Below are 17,364 nucleotides of genomic sequence, written 5' to 3'. Positions count from 1 at the left end.
TGATCGCGCGCATTTTGGGGCCCCGTTCGCCCCCACCCATCCACACGCCCACGGATTCGGCCGCGCCACTGCGCCGAACGACCGTGGCCGCGTCCAGAGCCTGAAGGACTGCCATGCCCAGCGAGATCAAATACAAACGCATCCTGCTCAAGCTCAGCGGCGAAGCCCTCATGGGCGAAGCCGACTACGGCATCGACCCCAAGGTGCTCAATCGCCTGGCACGGGAAATCATCGAGATCCAGCGCGCGGGCGTGCAGGTCGGCGTGGTCATCGGCGGCGGCAACATCTTCCGCGGCGAAGGCCTGGCCAAGGCCGGCATGGACCGCGTCACCGGCGACAACATGGGCATGCTGGCCACGGTGATGAACGCCCTGGCGATGCAGGATGCGCTGGAGAAGCTCGGCGCCTACGCCCGCGTGATGAGCGCCATCAAGATCAACGAAGTGTGCGAGGACTTCATCCGCCGCCGCGCCATACGCCACCTGGAAAAGGGCCGCATCGCCCTGTTCGCCGCGGGCACCGGCAACCCCTTCTTCACCACCGACTCGGCCGCCGCCCTGCGCGCCATCGAGGTCGGCGCCGACCTGCTGCTCAAGGCGACCAAGGTCGACGGCATCTACAGCGCCGACCCGAAGAAGGACCCCAGCGCCGAGCGCTACGACAAGCTCACCTATACCGAGGTGATCCAGCGCAACCTGCAGGTGATGGACACCACCGCCATCGCCCTGTGCCGCGACAACAAGATCCCGCTGCGCGTCTACGACATGGGCGTGGCCGGGAACCTGCTGCGCATCGCCAAGGGCGAGCCGGTGGGCACGCTGGTGACCTGAGGGCGGGGATTGGGGATTGGAGGCGGATCACGGCTCCAATCCCTTGAAAGCGGGGATTCGGGATGGAAAGCGGGCTCCTGCCCCGATCCCGAATCCCGACTATCCAATCCCGGCTCTGCTCCCTACTCCGTCACGTCCGCGTTGGAATACACGTTCTGCACGTCGTCCATGTCCTCAAGCATATTGATCAGCTTGAGCACGGCCTGGGCGGTTTCGCCGGAGACGGCGATGTCGTTGTCGGCGCGCAGGCTGACTTCGGCGTGTTCGGGCTTGAGGCCGGCGGCTTCCATGGCCTGCTTGACCGTCTCGAAGCTGTCGGGGCTGGTGAGTACGTCGATGGACTTGTCATCGGGATAGACCACGATGTCGTCGGCGCCGGCCTCGATCGCGGCGGATTCGATGGCATCCTGGTCGCTGCCGGGCAGATAGCTCAGCACGCCCAGCTTGCGGAACATGAAGGACACCGAGCCGTCGGTGCCCAGGTTGCCGCCGCACTTGGAGAAGGCATGGCGCACGTCGGCCACGGTGCGGACCTTGTTGTCGGTCATGCAGTCCACGATCACCGCGACGCCGCCGGGGGCATAGCCCTCGTAGCGGATTTCCTCGTAGCTGACGCCTTCCAGCTCGCCGGTGGCCTTCTTGATCGCCCGTTCCATCGCATCGCGCGGCATGTTCACGGCCAGGCCGCGGTCCATGGCCAGGCGCAGGCGCGGATTGGCCTTGGGGTCACTGCCGCCGGCGCGGGCGGCGACGGTGAGTTCGCGCACCACCTTGGTGAAGATCTTGCCGCGCCGCGCGTCCTGGGCGTTCTTGCGCCCTTCAATGGCCATCAATCTGCCCATTGCGAATACCTGCCGTACCGGAAAATTGGGGGCGGATTGTAGTTGCTGGCCGCGGCAACTGGGTAGGACCGGCACCGCTGCCGGCGGCGCAATGCCCCGGCCTGCACGGATCCCCGCTCCCGAACCGCCCATTCCGGCCCCGCCCGCCCCAACCCGCGCCGCGCCCGGGAACGCTATACTCCGGCCGCTTTGTTCCGGCCTAAGGATTTCGCCGCCATGATCAACGACATCAAGCAAGACGCCCAGACCCGCATGGCCAAGAGCGTCGAAGCGCTGCGCCACGACCTGCAGCGCCTGCGCACCGGCCGCGCCACGACGGCGCTGGTCGACCACCTGAAAGTGAACTACTACGGCACCGACACGCCGCTGTCCCAGGTCGCCACCGTGGCCGTGCAGGACGCCCGCTCGATCACCATTACGCCGTGGGAAAAGACCATGGTGCAGCCGATCGAGAAAGCCATCATCAGCTCCGACCTGGGCCTGAACCCGACCACCGCCGGCATGGTCATCCGCATCAACCTGCCCCCGCTCACCGAGGAACGCCGCAAGGCCCTGTCCAAGCAGGTGCACAGCGAGGGCGAGGACGCCAAGGTCGCCGTGCGCAACGTGCGCCGCGACGCCATGCAGCACGTCAAGGAGCTGCTCAAGGAAAAGAAGGTCACCGAGGACGAAGAGCGCAAGGCCGAGGAAGACATCCAGAAACTCACCGACAAGGCGATCAAGGATGTCGATGCGGTGGTCAAGGCCAAGGAAGACGAACTGATGGCGCTCTGAGCGGAGCACGCACCTGGATCCGCTCGCCAGCCCGCCCGCGCCGGGCAGCACAGACCCGCGCCTGCCGCGCCATGTCGCCATCGTCATGGACGGCAACGGCCGCTGGGCGCGCAAGCGCCTGCGCCCGCGCACCTTCGGCCACCACGCCGGGCAGAAAGCCGTGCGCGGCGCGGTCGAGTTCTGCCTGCGCCGCGGCATCGCCGCGCTGACCCTGTTCGCCTTTTCCAGCGAGAACTGGCAGCGGCCGCAGGACGAGGTCAGCGCGCTGATGGAACTGTTCCTCAAGGCGCTGGACCGCGAGGTCGAGGAACTGCACGGCCACGGCGTGCGCATACGCTTCGTCGGCGACCTCGGCGCCTTCGCCCCGGCCCTGGCCGGCCGCATGCAGGCCGCCATGGAACGCACCGCCGCCAACCGCCAGCTCGCCCTGAACGTGGCGGTGAACTACGGCGGGCGCTGGGATATGGCCCAGGCCGCGCGCGCCGCGGCGCGGGCGGTCCAGGCCGGCACGCTGGACCCCGAACGCATCGACGAACATAGCCTGGCGCCCTACCTGTGCCTGGCCGACCAGCCGCCGGTGGACCTGTTCATCCGCACCGGCGGCGAACAGCGGGTGAGCAATTTCCTGCTGTGGCAGATTGCCTACGCCGAGATCTACTTCACCTCGACGCTATGGCCGGACTTCGACACTGCGGCCTTCGAGGCCGCACTGGCCGACTATGCCGGCCGCGAGCGCCGTTTCGGCAAGACCAGCGCCCAGGTCGCCGCGGCGGCCCAGCCATGACTTTCCCCTTTCAGCCTGGAGCAGCGTGATCCCGTGGCATCTCCGATGAAAACGCGCACGTTGACGGCGCTGGTGCTGGCGCCCCTGGCGATAGCGCTGATCCTTTTCGTGCCCACGGTGATCTTCGCCGCGATAACCGGCGGCGTCTTCCTCTACGCCCTGTGGGAATGGACCCGCCTGCTCGGCCTGCGCCAGACGCCCGCGCGCAGCAGCGTGGTCGCCCTGCACGGCCTGGCCATGTCCGCCCTGTGGCTGGAGCGCGGCGGCACGGCCTGGTGGGCGGTGATCGGCGCCGGCCTGGCCTGGTGGCTGGCGGCCGCGCTGTGGCTGCGCCATTTCAGCTTCGCCGTCGCGCCGACGCGGGAGAACACCGCGCTCAAGCTGGCGGCCGGCTTCCTCATCGTCGTGCCGGCCTGGTGCGGCCTGCTGCAGGTGCACGGCGCGGCCGATCACGGCCCCTGGTGGACCCTGTTCGGCCTGATGCTGGTCTGGGTCGCCGACAGCGGCGCCTACCTGGCCGGCAGCCGCTGGGGCCGCACCAAGCTCGCGCCGCGCATCAGCCCGGGCAAGACCTGGGCCGGCGTCTACGGCGCGGTGGCCAGTTCCGCCGTGGTCGGCGTGGCCGGCGCCTGGCTGCTGGGTATGCGCGGCATGGCCCTGGCCGGCATCTTCCTGCTGGCCATGCTCACCGTGCTGGCGTCCATCGTCGGCGATCTGTACGAAAGCCTGATCAAGCGCCACGCCAACATGAAGGACTCCGGCGACCTGTTCCCCGGCCACGGCGGCATGTTCGACCGCCTGGACAGCGTGTTCGCCGCGCTGCCGGTGTGGGCAGCCGGGCTGGCCCTGCTGCGCGCATGAGAAAAGTCGCCGTCCTCGGTGCCACCGGCTCCATCGGCACCAGCGCCCTGGACGTGATCGCGCGTCATCCGCAGCGCTTCCGCGCCAGCGTGCTCGCGGCGCATCGCAGCGTCGATGCCCTGGCGGAGCTGTGCCTGCGCTTTGAACCGGACCTGGCCGTGATCGCCGATCCGGCACTGGAAGCCGAACTGGCCCGGCGCCTGCGCCAGGCCGGCCTCAAGACCCTCGCCGCCAGCGGCAGCGAGGCGCTGAACCAGGCCGCCGCGGGCGAACTCTGCGATACGGTCGTGGCCGCCATCGTCGGCGCGGCGGGGCTGGAATCGACCCTGGCCGCGGCCCGCGCCGGCAAGCGCCTGCTGCTGGCCAACAAGGAAGCCATCGTCATGGCCGGGCCGCTGCTGCTGGCGGCGCTGGAAACCGGCGGCGGCGAGCTGCTGCCGGTGGATTCCGAACACAATGCCCTGTTCCAGGCCCTGCCGCCCGCCGCCGCCAGCCGCCGCGGCGGGCTGGACGCGGCCGGCGTGAACCGGCTGATCCTGACCGCCTCGGGCGGGCCGTTCCGCGGCCGCAGCCGCGCCGAACTCGGCGCCATCACGCCGGAACAGGCCGTGGCCCATCCCAACTGGAGCATGGGCCGCAAGATCTCGGTGGATTCGGCCAGCCTGATGAACAAGGGGCTGGAAGTGATCGAGGCGCACTTCCTGTTCGGCGCGCCGGCGGAACGCATCGACGTAGTCGTGCATCCGCAGAGCATCGTGCATTCCCTGGTCGAATACGCCGACGGCTCGGTGCTGGCCCAGCTCGGCAACCCCGACATGCGCACCGCCCTGGCCTACGGCCTGGCCTGGCCGCAGCGGCTGGACGCCGGCGTGAAGCCGCTGGACCTCATCGCCCTGGGGCGCCTGGACTTCCAGCCGCCGGACCTGGACACCTTCCGCTGCCTGGGCCTGGCCTACGCCGCGCTGCGCGCCGGCGGCACCGCGCCGACCGTGCTGAACGCGGCCAACGAGGTCGCCGTGGCCGCCTTCCTCGATGGCCAGCTGCCTTTCCTCGCCATCAGCGAGGTGATCGAGGCCTGCCTGGACGAAATCCCGCCTGAACCCGTCGCCAACCTGGCCCAGCTCATTCAGACGGACTTAACCGCCCGCGCCACCGCGCAACGTATGATGCGCCGCCTGCACTGTTGAGCCCCGAATGAGCAATTTCTTCTCGTCAATCTGGTGGTTGGCCGTGACCCTGGGGCTGCTCGTGACTTTCCACGAGTTCGGCCACTACTGGGTGGCGCGCCGTTTCGGGGTCAAGGTGCTGCGCTTCTCCATCGGCTTCGGCAAGCCGCTGTGGACCCGCATCGGCAAGGACGGCACCGAATACTGCATCGCCGCCATCCCGCTGGGCGGCTACGTCAAGTTCCTGGATTCGCGCGAATACGACGTCGGCCCGGCCGAACGCAGCGGCGACTTCACCGCCAAGCCGATCTGGCAGCGCATGCTCATCGTCATCGCCGGGCCGGCATTCAACCTCATCTTCACCATCTTCGCCCTGTGGGCCATGTTCGTGGTCGGCAAGCCCGACTACCAGCCCCTGGTCGGCCGCGCCGACGGCATCGCCGCCACGGCCGGCTTCGCCGCCGGCGACCGCATCGACAGCATCGCCGGCGAGCCGGTCAGCAACTGGACCGACGCCAGCCTGGTGCTGCTGGGCCACGCCCTGGACCGGCGCGACATCGCCGTCGCCGTGACCGCCGCCGACGGCAGCAGGCACAGCCGCCAGCTCGACCTCAGCCGCATCGACGCCGGCAAGGACGACATGGCCGCCCTGCGCGCGATCGGCCTGGTACCGAAATTCGCGCTGTACGGCACGCCCGGCGTGGGCGAGGTGGCCGCCGGCAGCCCGGCGGAAGCCGCCGGCATCAAGGTGGGCGACCGCGTCATCAGCCTGAACGGCAAGCCGGTGGCGGACTGGGACAGCCTGGTCAGCACCGTCCAGGCCGAGGCCCAGCCCGGCACTGCCCTGAAACTGAGCGTACTGCGCGAGGACAAGCCGCTGGAGCTGGCCGTGACGCCCCGGCAGGAAACCAACGAACAGGGCAAGCAGGTCTGGCGCGTGGGCATAGGCCAGCGCACCGGCGAGCGGGCGCCCTACGACGCCCTGCTGCGCTACGGCCCGCTGGAGGCCGTCCCGGCCGCCCTGCGCGAGACCGCCAACCTCACCGGCAAGACCCTGGCCATGCTCAAGCGCATGCTGGTCGGCACGGCCTCGCTGCAGAACCTGTCCGGCCCGGTCACCATCGCCCAGGTCGCCAATGCCTCGGCGCAGGAAGGCAGCGCCCACTTTTTCCAGTTCCTCGCCCTGATCTCGCTGAGCCTGTGCATCATGAACCTGCTGCCCATACCGATCTTGGACGGCGGTCACCTCGTGTATTACCTTATCGAGTCCATCAAGGGCAGCCCGCTCAGCGAGAAAGCGCTGATCGCCGGCCAGTACGCCGGACTGGTACTGCTGGCCGCACTGATGGGGCTGGCCTTCTACAACGACATCGTGCACCGGATCCTGTCCTGACCGACAGCGCCGCCGGCGCACCTCGACAAGCCGCGGCAGGCACCTGCCGCCAATAAGAAAACTCCTGACGGATTGACGATGAAGCGTATCGCCGCCCTGCTCCTGCTTGCCTGCCTCGCCGCCGAGGCCCACGCGTTCGAGTCCTTCGTCGTCTCGGAAATCCGCATCGATGGCCTGCAGCGCATCGCGCCCGGCACGGTGTTCACCTACCTGCCGGTGGAAAAAGGCGACCGCATGACCGCCGACGCGGCGGAAAAAGCCATCCGCGCCCTGTTCAAGACCGGCTTCTTCAACGACGTGCAGCTCTCGCGCCAGGGCGACATCCTCGTCGTCACGGTGCAGGAACGCCCGGCCATCTCCAAGATCACCCTCAAGGGCAACAAGGAACTCAAGGAAGAGGAGCTGCGCAAGGGCCTCAAGGGCATAGGCCTGGAAGAAGGCGAGACCTTCGACCGCCTGCAGCTGGACCGGGTGCAGCAGGAACTGGTGCGCCAGTACCACAACCGCGGCAAGTACAACGTCACGATCACGCCCAAGGTGACGCCGCTGGACCGCAACCGCGTCGACATCAACATCAACATCGCCGAGGGCAAGGCGTCCAAGATCAAGCACATCAACGTCGTCGGCAACACGGTCTTCAGCGACAAGGAGATCCGCGACGAGTTCGAGTCGCACACCACCAACTGGACGTCCTGGTATTCCAAGAACGACCAGTACTCGCGCGAGAAGCTCTCCGGCGACCTGGAGAAGCTGGCCTCCTACTACCTCGACCGCGGCTACGCCGACTTCGACATCGAATCGACCGAAGTCTCCATCAGCCCGGACAAGCGCAACATCTACGTCAGCGCCAATGTGCACGAAGGTGACTTGTACACCATCAAGGACATCAAGCTGCTCGGCGACCTGGTGCTGCCCGAGGAAAGCCTGCGCGCCCTGCTCAAGACCAAGCCTGGCGAGCAGTTCTCCCGGCGCAAGCTGGAGCAGTCGGCCAAGGCCATGAGTTCGGTGCTGTCCAACATCGGCTACGCCTTCGCCGAAGTGACCCCGGTGCCCAAGACCGACAAGGACAACCGCACCGTCGAGGTGACCTTCTTCATCGAGCCGGGCAAGCGCGTCTACGTCAACCGCATCACCTTCAAGGGCAATGTGCGCACCGAGGACGAGGTGCTGCGCCGCGAGCTGCGCCAGCTGGAAGGGTCCTGGTATTCCCAGGCCGCGATCGACCGCTCCAAGGTGCGCCTGCAGCGCCTGGGCTATTTCAAGACCGTCGACATACAGACGCCCAAGGTCGCCGGCAGCGAAGACCAGGTCGACATGCTGGTGACGGTGGAGGAACAGCCCTCCGGCAGCCTGCTGTTCGGCCTGGGCTATTCGCAGGTGCAGAAGCTGATCGCCTCGGTGTCGGTGTCGCAGAACAACTTCCTCGGCACCGGCGACCGCGTCGCCATGACGGTGCAGAAGAGTTCCTACCTCAAGCGCTACGACCTGAGCTACGCCCAGCCGTATCTCAACGACACCGGCATCAGCGTCGGCTACAACGCCAGCGTGCGCAACCTCGACCAGAGCGAGGCCAACATCGCCAATTACTCGACCGACACGGCCGCGTTCTCCACCTTCGTGGGCGTGCCCATCGGCGAGACCGACGGCGTGCAGTTCCAGCTCGGCGTCAACCGCACCCAGATCAACGTGTTCGACGGCTATACCCCGCCGAGCATCATCGACTACATCACCAACCTCGACCGCCGCACCATCAACACCTGGAACCTGACGGCGTCCTGGTCGCACGACACGCGCAACAAGTACTTCACCCCGACCCGCGGCGGCCTGCAGTCGATCTCGGCCGAGATCGCCCTGCCCGGCTCCACGCTGGAGTACTACAAGCTCTACTACCAGGGCGCGCATTACTTCCCGCTCAGCGACAAGTTCACCTTCCTGGTCTCGGGCAACCTCGGCTACGGCGACAGCTACAAGGACGCGATCGGCCGCTACCATCCGAACAGTCCGGAGAAGGTGCGCATGCGCATCGGCGGCCTGCCCTTCTTCGAGAACTTCTACGCCGGCGGCGTGCGCGACGTGCGCGGCTTCGAGGACAACACCCTGGGCCCGTGCGAGAAGGTCAGCGTCTTCAGCGACTACTGCCAGCCGCTGGGCGGCGCGTTCAAGGTGCTGGGCTCGGCCGAGCTGATCCTGCCCACGCCGTTCGCCAAGGACAGCGATTCGGTGCGCATCTCCGCCTTCCTCGACGTGGGCAACGTGTACAAGAGCTTCGGCGACTTCGACGCCGGCGAGCTGCGCGCGTCCACCGGCCTGGCCCTGCAGTGGCAGGCGCCGGTGGGCCCCATCACCATCAACCTGGCCCGTCCCATCCGCAAGAAGGACGGCGACAAGACCGAATCCATCCAGTTCTCCTTCGGCACCCAGTTCTGATCGAAACTGGCATCATCACGGGGGCGACGACGGACGCGGCCTGCGCGTCCGTCCCGCCGACCTGACCAGGAGAAAGGCGTGGGCCAGCACGCATTCGCAACATGGACATTCGCGGCGGCGCTGGTGCTGCTGCCGCTGACCGCGCTGGCCCAGTCCAAACTGGGCTACGTGGACATGAAGCGGCTGCTGGACAACGCGCCCCAGGTCCAGGCCGGGCGCGAGCGCCTGCAGCGCGAATTCGCCGCCCGCGACACCAGCCTCAAGCAGGACGAAGCCCGCCTGGCCGAACTGCGGCGCAGCTTCGACAGCGAGGGCGCCCAGCTGGACAAGCCCACTGCCGACACGCGCAAGCGCGAAATCGACGCGCTGGAGCGCAACGTCAAGCGCACCCGCGAAGAACTGCGCGCCGAACTCAAGAGCCGCAGCGACCAGGAACTCGACAAGAGCTGGCAGGAGATCAACAACACCGTGGTCGACTACGCACGCGAACAGGGGCTGGACCTGGTGGTGCCCAGTCCGGTGGTCTACGCCGATCCGCGCATCGACATCACCGACCGGGTGCTGGAACGCCTGCGCCGCGAATTCCAGAAACGCCAGGCCACGCCATGAGCGCCGCCATCGCATGGCGCGCCGGCGCGCTGGCCGAGCGCTTCGGCCTGGAATTGCGCGGCGACGCCGCAACCCAGGTCGAAGGCGTGGCCACGCTGGCCCTGGCCGGCCCCGGCCAGCTCAGCTTTTTGTCCAACCCGCGCTACCGCGCACAGATGCAGGCCAGCGCCGCCGGCGTGGTCGTGCTGCGCGCCGACGACGCGCCATTGCGCCAGGGCACGGCGCTGATCGCGCGCGATCCCTACGTCGCCTATGCCCATATCGCCGCCCTGTTCGAGCGCAGCACCGCCGCGCCGTCGGGCATCCATCCCAGCGCCGTCGTGGATCCGCAGGCCCAGGTCGCCGCCAGCGCCAGCATAGGTCCGCACTGCGTGATCGAGGCCGGCGCGGTGATCGAGGACGGCGCCGTGCTGGGCCCGGCCTGCTTGGTCGGCCCGGACTGCCGCGTAGGCCCGCAGGCGCGCCTGGTGGCCCGGGTCACCCTGGTGACGCGGGTGCGCCTGGGCGCGCGCGTGCTGGTGCATCCGGGCACCGTGATCGGCGCCGACGGCTTCGGCCTGGCCTTCGAGCGCGACCACTGGATCAAGGTGCCGCAGCTCGGCGGTGTGCGCATCGGCGACGACTGCGAGATCGGCGCCAACTGCACCATAGACCGCGGCGCGCTGGAGGACACGGTGCTGGAGGAGGACGTGCGCCTGGACAACCAGATCCAGATTGCCCACAACGTCCACATCGGCGCCCATACCGCCATGGCCGGCTGTTCCGCGGTCGCCGGCAGCGCCCGCATCGGCCGCTACTGTCAGATTGGCGGCGCGGCCGGTATCCTAGGCCACTTGACCATCGCCGACCGGGTCGTCGTGACCGCGATGAGCCTGGTCACCAGTTCCATCCCTGCCGCTGGCGAGTACTCCTCGGGCATGCCCGCCCTGGACAAGGCCCAGTGGCGCCGCAACGCCGCGCGATTCCGCCAGCTGGACGAACTGGCGCGTCGACTGAGTGCCCTAGAAAAGGATTCCGCTGTATGAATGGTTCAAACGCCAGCACTGTCCTGCCGCTGGACGTCGGTCGCATCTTCGACCTGCTGCCCCACCGCTACCCGTTCCTGCTGGTGGACCGCGTCACCCAGTTCGAAGCCGGCAAGCGCCTGACCGCGCTGAAGAACGTCACCATCAACGAGCCGTTCTTCCAGGGCCATTTCCCGGGCCATCCGGTGATGCCGGGCGTGCTCATCATCGAGGCGCTGGCGCAGGCTTCGGGCCTGCTGGTACAGCTGACCAACGCCGAATCGCCCAGCCACAGCTCGCTGTTCTACCTGGTCAAGGTGGACAAGGCGCGCTTCTCCAGCATCGTAGGCCCGGGCGACCAGCTGGTGCTGGAAGTGGAGCAGAAGCGCATGATCCGCCGCATGGGCCAGTTCTGGTGCCAGGCCCTGGTGGCCGGCAAGGTGGTGGCCGAGGCCGAACTGTTGTGCGCGGAGCGTAACGACTGATGATCCACCCCAGCGCAGTTATCGACCCGGCGGCCCGCCTGGGGAACAACGTCAGCGTCGGCGCCTATTCGGTGATCGGCGCCGACGTGGAGATCGGCGACGACACCTGGATAGGCCCCCACGTCGTCATCGAAGGGCCGACCCGCATCGGCCGCGAGAACAAGATCTGGCAGTTCGCCTCCATCGGCGCCGCGCCGCAGGACAAGAAATTCCACGGCGAAAGCTCGCGCCTGGAAATCGGCGACCGCAACGTCATCCGCGAATTCGTCACCTTCAACCGCGGCACCGAGGACGGCGGCGGGGTCACCCGCATCGGCAACGACAACTGGCTGATGGCCTACGTACACCTGGCCCACGACTGCATCGTCGGCAACAACGTCATCTTCGCCAACGCCGCCTCGCTGGCCGGCCATGTCACGGTGGACGACTGGGTCATCCTCGGCGGCTTCACCCTGGTACACCAGTTCTGCCAGGTCGGCGCGCACGCCTTCACCTCGATGGGCTCCATCATCAACCGCGACGTGCCGCCCTACGTCACCGTCGCCGGCAGCTTCGCCGAGCCCAAGGGCATCAACAGCGAAGGCCTCAAGCGGCGCGGCTTCGACAGCGAACGCATCCTGTCCATACGCCGCGCCTACAAGACCCTGTACAAGTCCGGCCTGCCCCTGGCCGAGGCGCGCGAGGAACTGGCCCGAGCCTCCTCCGAGGCGCCCGACGTCAAGCTGATGCTGGATTTCATCGACCGCAGCCAGCGTTCGCTGGTGCGCTGAGCCGCGCCATGACCCGGCACGGCAGCGAAGACCTCGCCGCCGCCCCCGGCGCGGCGCCGACGATTGCGCTGATCGCCGGCGAGGCCTCGGGCGACCTGCTCGGCGCCGGCCTGATCGCCGCCCTGCGCCAGCGCTTTCCGCAGGCGCGCTTCGTCGGCATAGGCGGACCGCAGATGGTCGCCGCCGGCCTGGAAGCCTGGTATCCGGCGGAAAAGCTCTCCGTCATGGGCCTGGTCGAAGTGCTGCGCCACGTGCCCGAATTGCTGCGCATCCGCGGTGACATGCGCCAGCGCCTGCTCGCCCTGCGCCCGGATGTGTTCATCGGCATAGACGCCCCCGATTTCAACCTGCGCCTGGAACGCCAGCTCAAGGCCGCCGGCATCCGCACCGTGCACTACGTCAGCCCCTCGGTCTGGGCGTGGAAGGAAAAGCGCGCGCAGAAGATGGGCCGCAGCGCCGATCTGGTGCTGTGCCTGTTCCCGATGGAACCGCCCATCTACGCCCGCTACGGCGTCAACGCGCGCTTCGTCGGCCATCCCCTGGCCGATCGTTTCCCGCTGCTGGCCGAGCGCGGGCCGGCGCGCGCTACCCTGGGCCTGTCCGCCGACGCGCCGGTGCTGGCCCTGCTGCCCGGCAGCCGTCTCGGCGAGATCCGCCGCCTGGGCGCGGATTTCCTGCTCGCCGCGCGCCGCTGCCAGCAGGCCATACCCGGCCTGCAGGTGGTCGCGCCCATGGCCACGCCCGCCTGCCGCGCGGCGCTGGAGCAGATCGCCGACGGCCTGGGGCTGGATCTCAAGACCAGCCTGCACCTGATCGACGGCCAGGCCCACGCAGCCTTGCTCGCCGCCGACCTGGTACTGGTCGCCTCCGGCACCGCGGCACTGGAAACCATGCTGGCCAAGCGGCCGATGGTGGTGGCCTACAAGGTCGCCCCGCTGACCTACAGGATCGTCACCTGGTTCAAGCTGATGCGCACCACGCGCTACTCGCTGCCCAATGTGCTGGCGGGGCGCGACCTGGTGCCGGAAATCCTGCAGGATGCCTGCACCCCGCAGGCGCTGGCCGATGCCCTGCTCGCGCTCTACGCCGACAGCGCCGGCCGCGTCGCCCTGGTCGCCGAATTCGAGCGCCTGCACCGCCAGCTGATCGGCGATGCGGACCACGGCGCCGCCGCGGCCGTGGCCGGGCTGATCGGCGGCAACGCCGGCTGACGCCGCGCCCGGCGCGACCATTGACCTCGCCCCTGCCCCACCGCACCATGCGCGCCACTTCCGCCCGTATATGCCGGTGATGCGACTCCTACCTCCGCTCGACCGCCGCGGCCTGCTGCTGCACCTGCTGGCGGTACTGGCCTATGCGGCGATGCTGCTCTATGGGCCGCTCAGCGAAGGCACGCACGAGGAACGCATCTACACCAGTGTGCTCAGCGGCGGCTTCTGCCTGCTGCTGATCTGCCTCAGCCGCCGCGTCGCCTTCAGCCTGATCGCCACCGCTGCGCTGTTTTCGCTGCTGCTGGCTGCCAGCGTGCTGAAGATGATCTACATGACCACGCCGCTGCTCGCGCCGGACCTGGTCTACTTTGCCAACGCCGACACCGTGGAAGTGGTGCTGCGCTATCCGCTGCTGCTGATCGCGAGCTTCATCGGCCTGGTGCTGCTGCCGGTCAGCCTCGTCGGCATCTGGCGCATAGACAAGCCGCAGCTGCTGGCCGCCTGGCGGCCGCGCTGGCGCCACCTGCTGCTGGGCGTGGTCGCCGCCGCCAGCCTGTTCGCGCTGGTGCGGGCGATGTCGCCGCAAGGGCCGTTCGCCGCCGTTTATGCCAAGGGCATGTGGGCGGCGATGAACGACAAGAGCTACCTCACCGATTTCTTCATCTCGTTCTATTCCACCCAGATCCAGCCGCCGGTGCTGGTGGAAGGCGCCGCGGAGCGCCAGGTCTGGAACGAACAGGTGGCCACGGTCGGCGATCCGCGCCAGCGCCCGGATATCTTCGTGGTGCTGGAGGAAAGCACCTTCGACCCGACCATGCTCGCGGTATGCAAGCTGCCGCTGTGCAAGCGCAAGCTGTTCCAGGACGACAAGCGCACCCGCGCCCACGGCTACCTGCAGGTGCATACCTGGGGCGGCGGCACCTGGACCAGCGAATTCGCCTTCCTCACCAGCATGGCCCACGTGCTGTTCGGCAATGCCGGCCTGTACGCGCCGTTCAACCTGGCCCCGCGCGTGGCCTTCAGCCTGCCCAAGGTGATGAAGGAAAACGGCTACCGCACCCTGGTGATCTATCCCATGTCGGGCAGCTTCATCAACGCGCGCAATGCCTACAGCTACTACGGCTTCGACGAGTTCTACGACGGCAGCGAGAACGGCCTGGGCTGGGAATCCACCGACTTCGACCTGCTCAAGGTGTTCGACAAGGTCATCGCCCAGGAACGCAAGGAATTCCCCGACACGCCGCTGTTCGTCTTCATGCTGACCCTGCACCAGCACGGCCCGCACATGACGCCGCTGGGCCAGTTGCCCTCGCCGTACAACAAGCCGCTGTTCCCGAACAAGCTCGACGCCTGGCTCAACCTCAACATGAGCAATTACCTGTCGCGCCTGGAGCAGTCCGAGCAGGCCATGTCCGAGCTGGAGCAGAAGCTGTTCGCCGGCACCCGCCGTACCGTGCTGATGCACTTCGGCGATCACCAGCCCTCCTTCGACGGCGCCATCAACGCGATGGAAAAGCGCGTGCCCAAGGGCGTCACCGATCCGACCAAGATCACCTACTACATGCTCAAGTCCAACTTTCCCCTGCGCAAGAAAGTCGACTTCGAGCTGCTCGACATCATCTACCTGGGCTCGCTGCTGCTGGACGTGGCCGACCTGCGCAAGGACGACTTCTACGAAGCCAACACCTTGCTGCGCGACCGCTGCCAGGGACGCTATTTCGACTGCGCCGATCCGAAAATGCTGGAGTCCTACCACGACTATGTCTACGGCCGGCTCGGCGCGCTGAAGGATTGAAACCATGCGCCGGCGCCGCACCGTCACCGACCTGGAACCCGGCACCCTGGTCGCCGGCGTGGACGAAGCCGGCCGCGGCCCGCTGGCCGGCCCGGTCGTCGTCGCCGCGGTGATACTCGACCCGGCCCGGCCCATCCGCGGCCTGGACGATTCCAAATACCTCAGCGAACAGCGCCGCAACGTGCTGGAGCCGCGCATCCGCGAACGCGCCCTGGCCTTCGCCGTGATCGAGATCGGCGTTGCCGAGATCGACCGCCTCAATATCTTCCAGGCCACGATGCAGGGCATGAGCCGCGCCCTGGCCGCGCTGGCCGTAGTGCCGCAGCTGGCCCTGATCGACGGCAACCGCCTGCCGAAACAACTGGCCTGCCCCGGCCGCGCCGTGGTCGGCGGCGACGCGAGCGAACCGGCCATCAGCGCGGCCTCGATCCTGGCCAAGGTCGCCCGCGACCGCCTGATGACCGCGCTGGACGCCGTCCACCCCGGCTACGGCTTCGCCCAGCACAAGGGCTATCCCACGCCCGAGCACCTGGCCTCACTGGCCCGCCTGGGTCCCTGCGAGCACCATCGGCGCAGTTTTGCCCCCGTGCGGGCGCTGCTGGAACCTGAGCTTTTCTGACAGTCGTTGTCGCTGCATCGGGGCGGGGACCGGAGAGCACGACCGCGGTGTTGCACGCCGCCCGATCCGCGCCAGGGCTGAACGCCCGCCCGCGCCGACCGCCATGCAATGCCGAAACTGCGCCGCCACGCGGCCCGGCGCGCGGCAACGCCGCCGTTTTCCGGCATCCCGTAGCCCCTGGCCGGCGGCCGCTGACACACCGCCTTCGCCGGATTGCGACCAATTGTTACCTGGGGCATGTCCCTTGCTTGCATCCGGGCCGACTACAATCCCGGGTCGCCACTCCTCCCCTGCCGGTCCCTGCCCATGCTGTACCACCTGCACGAGCTGCAACGCTCCCTGATGAGCCCGCTGGTCCACTTCGCCGAGGCCGGCGCCAAGACCTGGAGCGACAAGAGCACCCTGCTGTCCCAGGTTCCCGGCGCGCCGCGCATCGCCGCGGGCTTCGAGCTGCTGTACCGGCTGGGCAAGGACTACGAGAAGCCGCCGTTCGACATCCGCAGCGTCATCGCCCACGGCCATGAAGTGCCCATCGTCGAATACAAGGCGCTGCAGAAATCCTTCTGCAACCTGATCCGCTTCAAGCGCTTCACCGACGACGCCGCCACCGTCGACGACCTCAAGGACGACCCCGTCGTGCTGGTCGTGGCGCCGCTGTCCGGCCATCACGCCACCCTGCTGCGCGACACCGTGCGCACCCTGCTGCAGGATCACAAGGTCTACATCACCGACTGGATAGACGCGCGCATGGTGCCGCGCGAGGCCGGCGCCTTCCATCTGCATGACTACGTCGCCTACGTGCAGGAATTCATCCGCCATATCGGCGCGAAGAACCTGCACGTGGTCTCGGTCTGCCAGCCCACGGTGCCGGTGCTCGCGGCAATCTCGCTGATGGCCAGCAACGGCGAGACCACGCCGCGCACAATGACCATGATGGGCGGCCCCATCGACACCCGCCGCAGTCCCACCCAGGTCAACGACCTGGCCACGACCAAGCCGCTGTCCTGGTTCCAGAACACCGTCATCCACGACGTGCCAGCCAACTATCCCGGCCACGGCCGCCGCGTCTATCCGGGCTTCCTGCAGCACGCCGGCTTCATCGCCATGAACCCGGGCCGGCATCTGAGTTCGCACTGGGATTTCTACGAGGACCTGCTCAAGGGCGACCTGGAAGATGCCCAGTCCCACCGCAAGTTCTACGACGAATACAACGCCGTGCTCGACATGCCGGCCGAGTATTACCTGGACACCATCACCACCGTATTCCAGCAGCACCTGCTGCCGCGCGGCCTGTGGGACGTGAACGGCCAGCGCGTGCGCCCCGAAGACATCAAGACCACCGCCCTGTTCACCATCGAAGGCGAACTCGACGATATCTCCGGCCTGGGCCAGACCGAAGCCGCCCACACCCTGTGCAGCGGCATCGCCGCGCAGAACAAGCGCCATCTCACCGTGAAAGGCGCCGGCCACTACGGCATCTTCAGCGGCCGGCGCTGGCGCGATGTGGTTTATCCGGATGTGCGCGAGTTCATTCGCAAGCACGGGTGAGGCAGGATTCGGGATTCGGGATTCGGGATTCGCAGGGAGTGCGCGGCGGAATCCGGAGTTTCTGGCGAGTGAAATTTGCCGGATTTCTTCAAGAAAAAACGGAAAGCTCCCTCTCCCCAAGCTCGCTTGGGGGAGAGCAACTGTCTTGCCCCTCACGCCGAAACAAGCGTTTAGACGGCCGCCAGCGCAGATAGCTCGTCGCGCACACGCGCATTGAGAATGATCAATAGCTTTCGCATGCAGGCC

General features: G+C 67.7%; 16 protein-coding genes. 15 read left to right on the top strand and 1 reads right to left on the bottom strand.

The features are described 5' to 3' along the window. Nucleotides 1–113 precede the first annotated feature (113 nt). Nucleotides 114–830: a UMP kinase gene (gene pyrH / locus NM961_RS16495; RefSeq protein ID WP_255915509.1), complete on the top strand. Its 717-nt coding sequence runs from the start codon at nucleotides 114–116 to the stop codon at nucleotides 828–830. 122 nt (nucleotides 831–952) lie between these two features. Here pyrH and NM961_RS16490 read toward each other — a convergent pair whose 3' ends face one another. Then, complete coding sequence (locus NM961_RS16490) at nucleotides 953–1,672, bottom strand: YebC/PmpR family DNA-binding transcriptional regulator (protein WP_255915508.1); 720 nt, start codon at nucleotides 1,670–1,672, stop codon at nucleotides 953–955. 216 nt (nucleotides 1,673–1,888) lie between these two features. Between NM961_RS16490 and frr the strand changes: the two genes are divergently transcribed. From frr to NM961_RS16420, 14 genes are all read left to right on the top strand, one after another. Further along, nucleotides 1,889–2,446, top strand: coding sequence for a ribosome recycling factor (gene frr, locus NM961_RS16485; protein WP_255915507.1), 558 nt, complete (start codon nucleotides 1,889–1,891; stop codon nucleotides 2,444–2,446). Between the two features lie 61 nt (nucleotides 2,447–2,507). Beyond that, nucleotides 2,508–3,230, top strand: coding sequence for a polyprenyl diphosphate synthase (uppS, locus tag NM961_RS16480; protein ID WP_255915598.1), 723 nt, complete (start codon nucleotides 2,508–2,510; stop codon nucleotides 3,228–3,230). A gap of 45 nt (nucleotides 3,231–3,275) precedes the next feature. Then, entirely contained in the window at nucleotides 3,276–4,091 is an 816-nt protein-coding gene (locus NM961_RS16475) for a phosphatidate cytidylyltransferase (RefSeq protein ID WP_255915506.1), read from the top strand. After that, on the top strand, nucleotides 4,088–5,278 hold the full coding sequence (locus NM961_RS16470) for a 1-deoxy-D-xylulose-5-phosphate reductoisomerase (RefSeq protein ID WP_255915505.1): 1,191 nt from the start codon (nucleotides 4,088–4,090) through the stop codon (nucleotides 5,276–5,278). The genes NM961_RS16475 and NM961_RS16470 overlap by 4 nt, the downstream gene beginning before the upstream one ends. A 7-nt stretch (nucleotides 5,279–5,285) precedes the next feature. Beyond that, complete coding sequence (gene rseP, locus NM961_RS16465) at nucleotides 5,286–6,650, top strand: RIP metalloprotease RseP (RefSeq protein WP_255915504.1); 1,365 nt, start codon at nucleotides 5,286–5,288, stop codon at nucleotides 6,648–6,650. A gap of 78 nt (nucleotides 6,651–6,728) precedes the next feature. Next, nucleotides 6,729–9,077, top strand: coding sequence for an outer membrane protein assembly factor BamA (gene bamA, locus NM961_RS16460; RefSeq protein ID WP_255915503.1), 2,349 nt, complete (start codon nucleotides 6,729–6,731; stop codon nucleotides 9,075–9,077). Nucleotides 9,078–9,155: 78 nt separating this feature from the next. After that, nucleotides 9,156–9,686, top strand: a complete 531-nt coding sequence (locus NM961_RS16455; RefSeq protein WP_255915502.1) for an OmpH/Skp family outer membrane protein — start codon at nucleotides 9,156–9,158, stop codon at nucleotides 9,684–9,686. Next, nucleotides 9,683–10,711 (top strand): UDP-3-O-(3-hydroxymyristoyl)glucosamine N-acyltransferase, encoded by a 1,029-nt coding sequence (lpxD, locus tag NM961_RS16450; RefSeq protein WP_255915501.1) that lies wholly within the window; start codon nucleotides 9,683–9,685, stop codon nucleotides 10,709–10,711. Before NM961_RS16455 ends, lpxD begins: the two co-directional genes overlap by 4 nt. After that, nucleotides 10,708–11,175 carry a 3-hydroxyacyl-ACP dehydratase FabZ gene (fabZ, locus tag NM961_RS16445; protein WP_255915500.1) on the top strand — a complete coding sequence of 156 codons (468 nt, stop codon included), beginning with the start codon at nucleotides 10,708–10,710 and terminating at the stop codon, nucleotides 11,173–11,175. The genes lpxD and fabZ overlap by 4 nt, the downstream gene beginning before the upstream one ends. Continuing rightward, nucleotides 11,175–11,945, top strand: coding sequence for an acyl-ACP--UDP-N-acetylglucosamine O-acyltransferase (gene lpxA, locus NM961_RS16440; protein ID WP_255915499.1), 771 nt, complete (start codon nucleotides 11,175–11,177; stop codon nucleotides 11,943–11,945). The genes fabZ and lpxA overlap by 1 nt, the downstream gene beginning before the upstream one ends. Before the next feature lie 8 nt (nucleotides 11,946–11,953). Then, nucleotides 11,954–13,156 (top strand): lipid-A-disaccharide synthase, encoded by a 1,203-nt coding sequence (gene lpxB / locus NM961_RS16435; RefSeq protein WP_255915498.1) that lies wholly within the window; start codon nucleotides 11,954–11,956, stop codon nucleotides 13,154–13,156. 79 nt (nucleotides 13,157–13,235) lie between these two features. Continuing rightward, on the top strand, nucleotides 13,236–14,951 hold the full coding sequence (locus NM961_RS16430) for a sulfatase-like hydrolase/transferase (protein ID WP_255915497.1): 1,716 nt from the start codon (nucleotides 13,236–13,238) through the stop codon (nucleotides 14,949–14,951). Nucleotides 14,952–14,955: 4 nt separating this feature from the next. Further along, the gene (rnhB, locus tag NM961_RS16425; RefSeq protein WP_255915496.1) at nucleotides 14,956–15,570 is read left to right on the top strand and encodes a ribonuclease HII; all 615 of its coding nucleotides are present in this window, start codon (nucleotides 14,956–14,958) and stop codon (nucleotides 15,568–15,570) included. A 306-nt stretch (nucleotides 15,571–15,876) separates the two neighbouring features. Next, complete coding sequence (locus tag NM961_RS16420) at nucleotides 15,877–17,118, top strand: polyhydroxyalkanoate depolymerase (protein WP_255915495.1); 1,242 nt, start codon at nucleotides 15,877–15,879, stop codon at nucleotides 17,116–17,118. The last annotated feature ends 246 nt before the right edge of the window (nucleotides 17,119–17,364 follow it).

This window comes from Tahibacter harae (genome assembly GCF_024437735.1).
Taxonomy (GTDB): domain Bacteria; phylum Pseudomonadota; class Gammaproteobacteria; order Xanthomonadales; family Rhodanobacteraceae; genus Tahibacter; species Tahibacter harae.
Note: the sequence above shows the minus strand (reverse complement) of the source record. Positions and strands in the feature narration are given on the sequence as shown.

Excerpts from the sequence above, each read along its gene's own strand:
- pyrH (WP_255915509.1), top strand. The coding sequence starts at position 114 with ATGCCCAGCGAGATCAAATACAAACGCATCCTGCTCAAGCTCAGCGGC.
- NM961_RS16490 (WP_255915508.1), bottom strand. The coding sequence starts at position 1,672 with ATGGGCAGATTGATGGCCATTGAAGGGCGCAAGAACGCCCAGGACGCG.
- frr (WP_255915507.1), top strand. The coding sequence starts at position 1,889 with ATGATCAACGACATCAAGCAAGACGCCCAGACCCGCATGGCCAAGAGC.
- NM961_RS16475 (WP_255915506.1), top strand. The coding sequence starts at position 3,276 with ATGAAAACGCGCACGTTGACGGCGCTGGTGCTGGCGCCCCTGGCGATA.
- NM961_RS16470 (WP_255915505.1), top strand. The coding sequence starts at position 4,088 with ATGAGAAAAGTCGCCGTCCTCGGTGCCACCGGCTCCATCGGCACCAGC.
- rseP (WP_255915504.1), top strand. The coding sequence starts at position 5,286 with ATGAGCAATTTCTTCTCGTCAATCTGGTGGTTGGCCGTGACCCTGGGG.
- bamA (WP_255915503.1), top strand. The coding sequence starts at position 6,729 with ATGAAGCGTATCGCCGCCCTGCTCCTGCTTGCCTGCCTCGCCGCCGAG.
- lpxD (WP_255915501.1), top strand. The coding sequence starts at position 9,683 with ATGAGCGCCGCCATCGCATGGCGCGCCGGCGCGCTGGCCGAGCGCTTC.
- fabZ (WP_255915500.1), top strand. The coding sequence starts at position 10,708 with ATGAATGGTTCAAACGCCAGCACTGTCCTGCCGCTGGACGTCGGTCGC.
- lpxA (WP_255915499.1), top strand. The coding sequence starts at position 11,175 with ATGATCCACCCCAGCGCAGTTATCGACCCGGCGGCCCGCCTGGGGAAC.
- lpxB (WP_255915498.1), top strand. The coding sequence starts at position 11,954 with ATGACCCGGCACGGCAGCGAAGACCTCGCCGCCGCCCCCGGCGCGGCG.
- NM961_RS16430 (WP_255915497.1), top strand. The coding sequence starts at position 13,236 with ATGCGACTCCTACCTCCGCTCGACCGCCGCGGCCTGCTGCTGCACCTG.
- rnhB (WP_255915496.1), top strand. The coding sequence starts at position 14,956 with ATGCGCCGGCGCCGCACCGTCACCGACCTGGAACCCGGCACCCTGGTC.
- NM961_RS16420 (WP_255915495.1), top strand. The coding sequence starts at position 15,877 with ATGCTGTACCACCTGCACGAGCTGCAACGCTCCCTGATGAGCCCGCTG.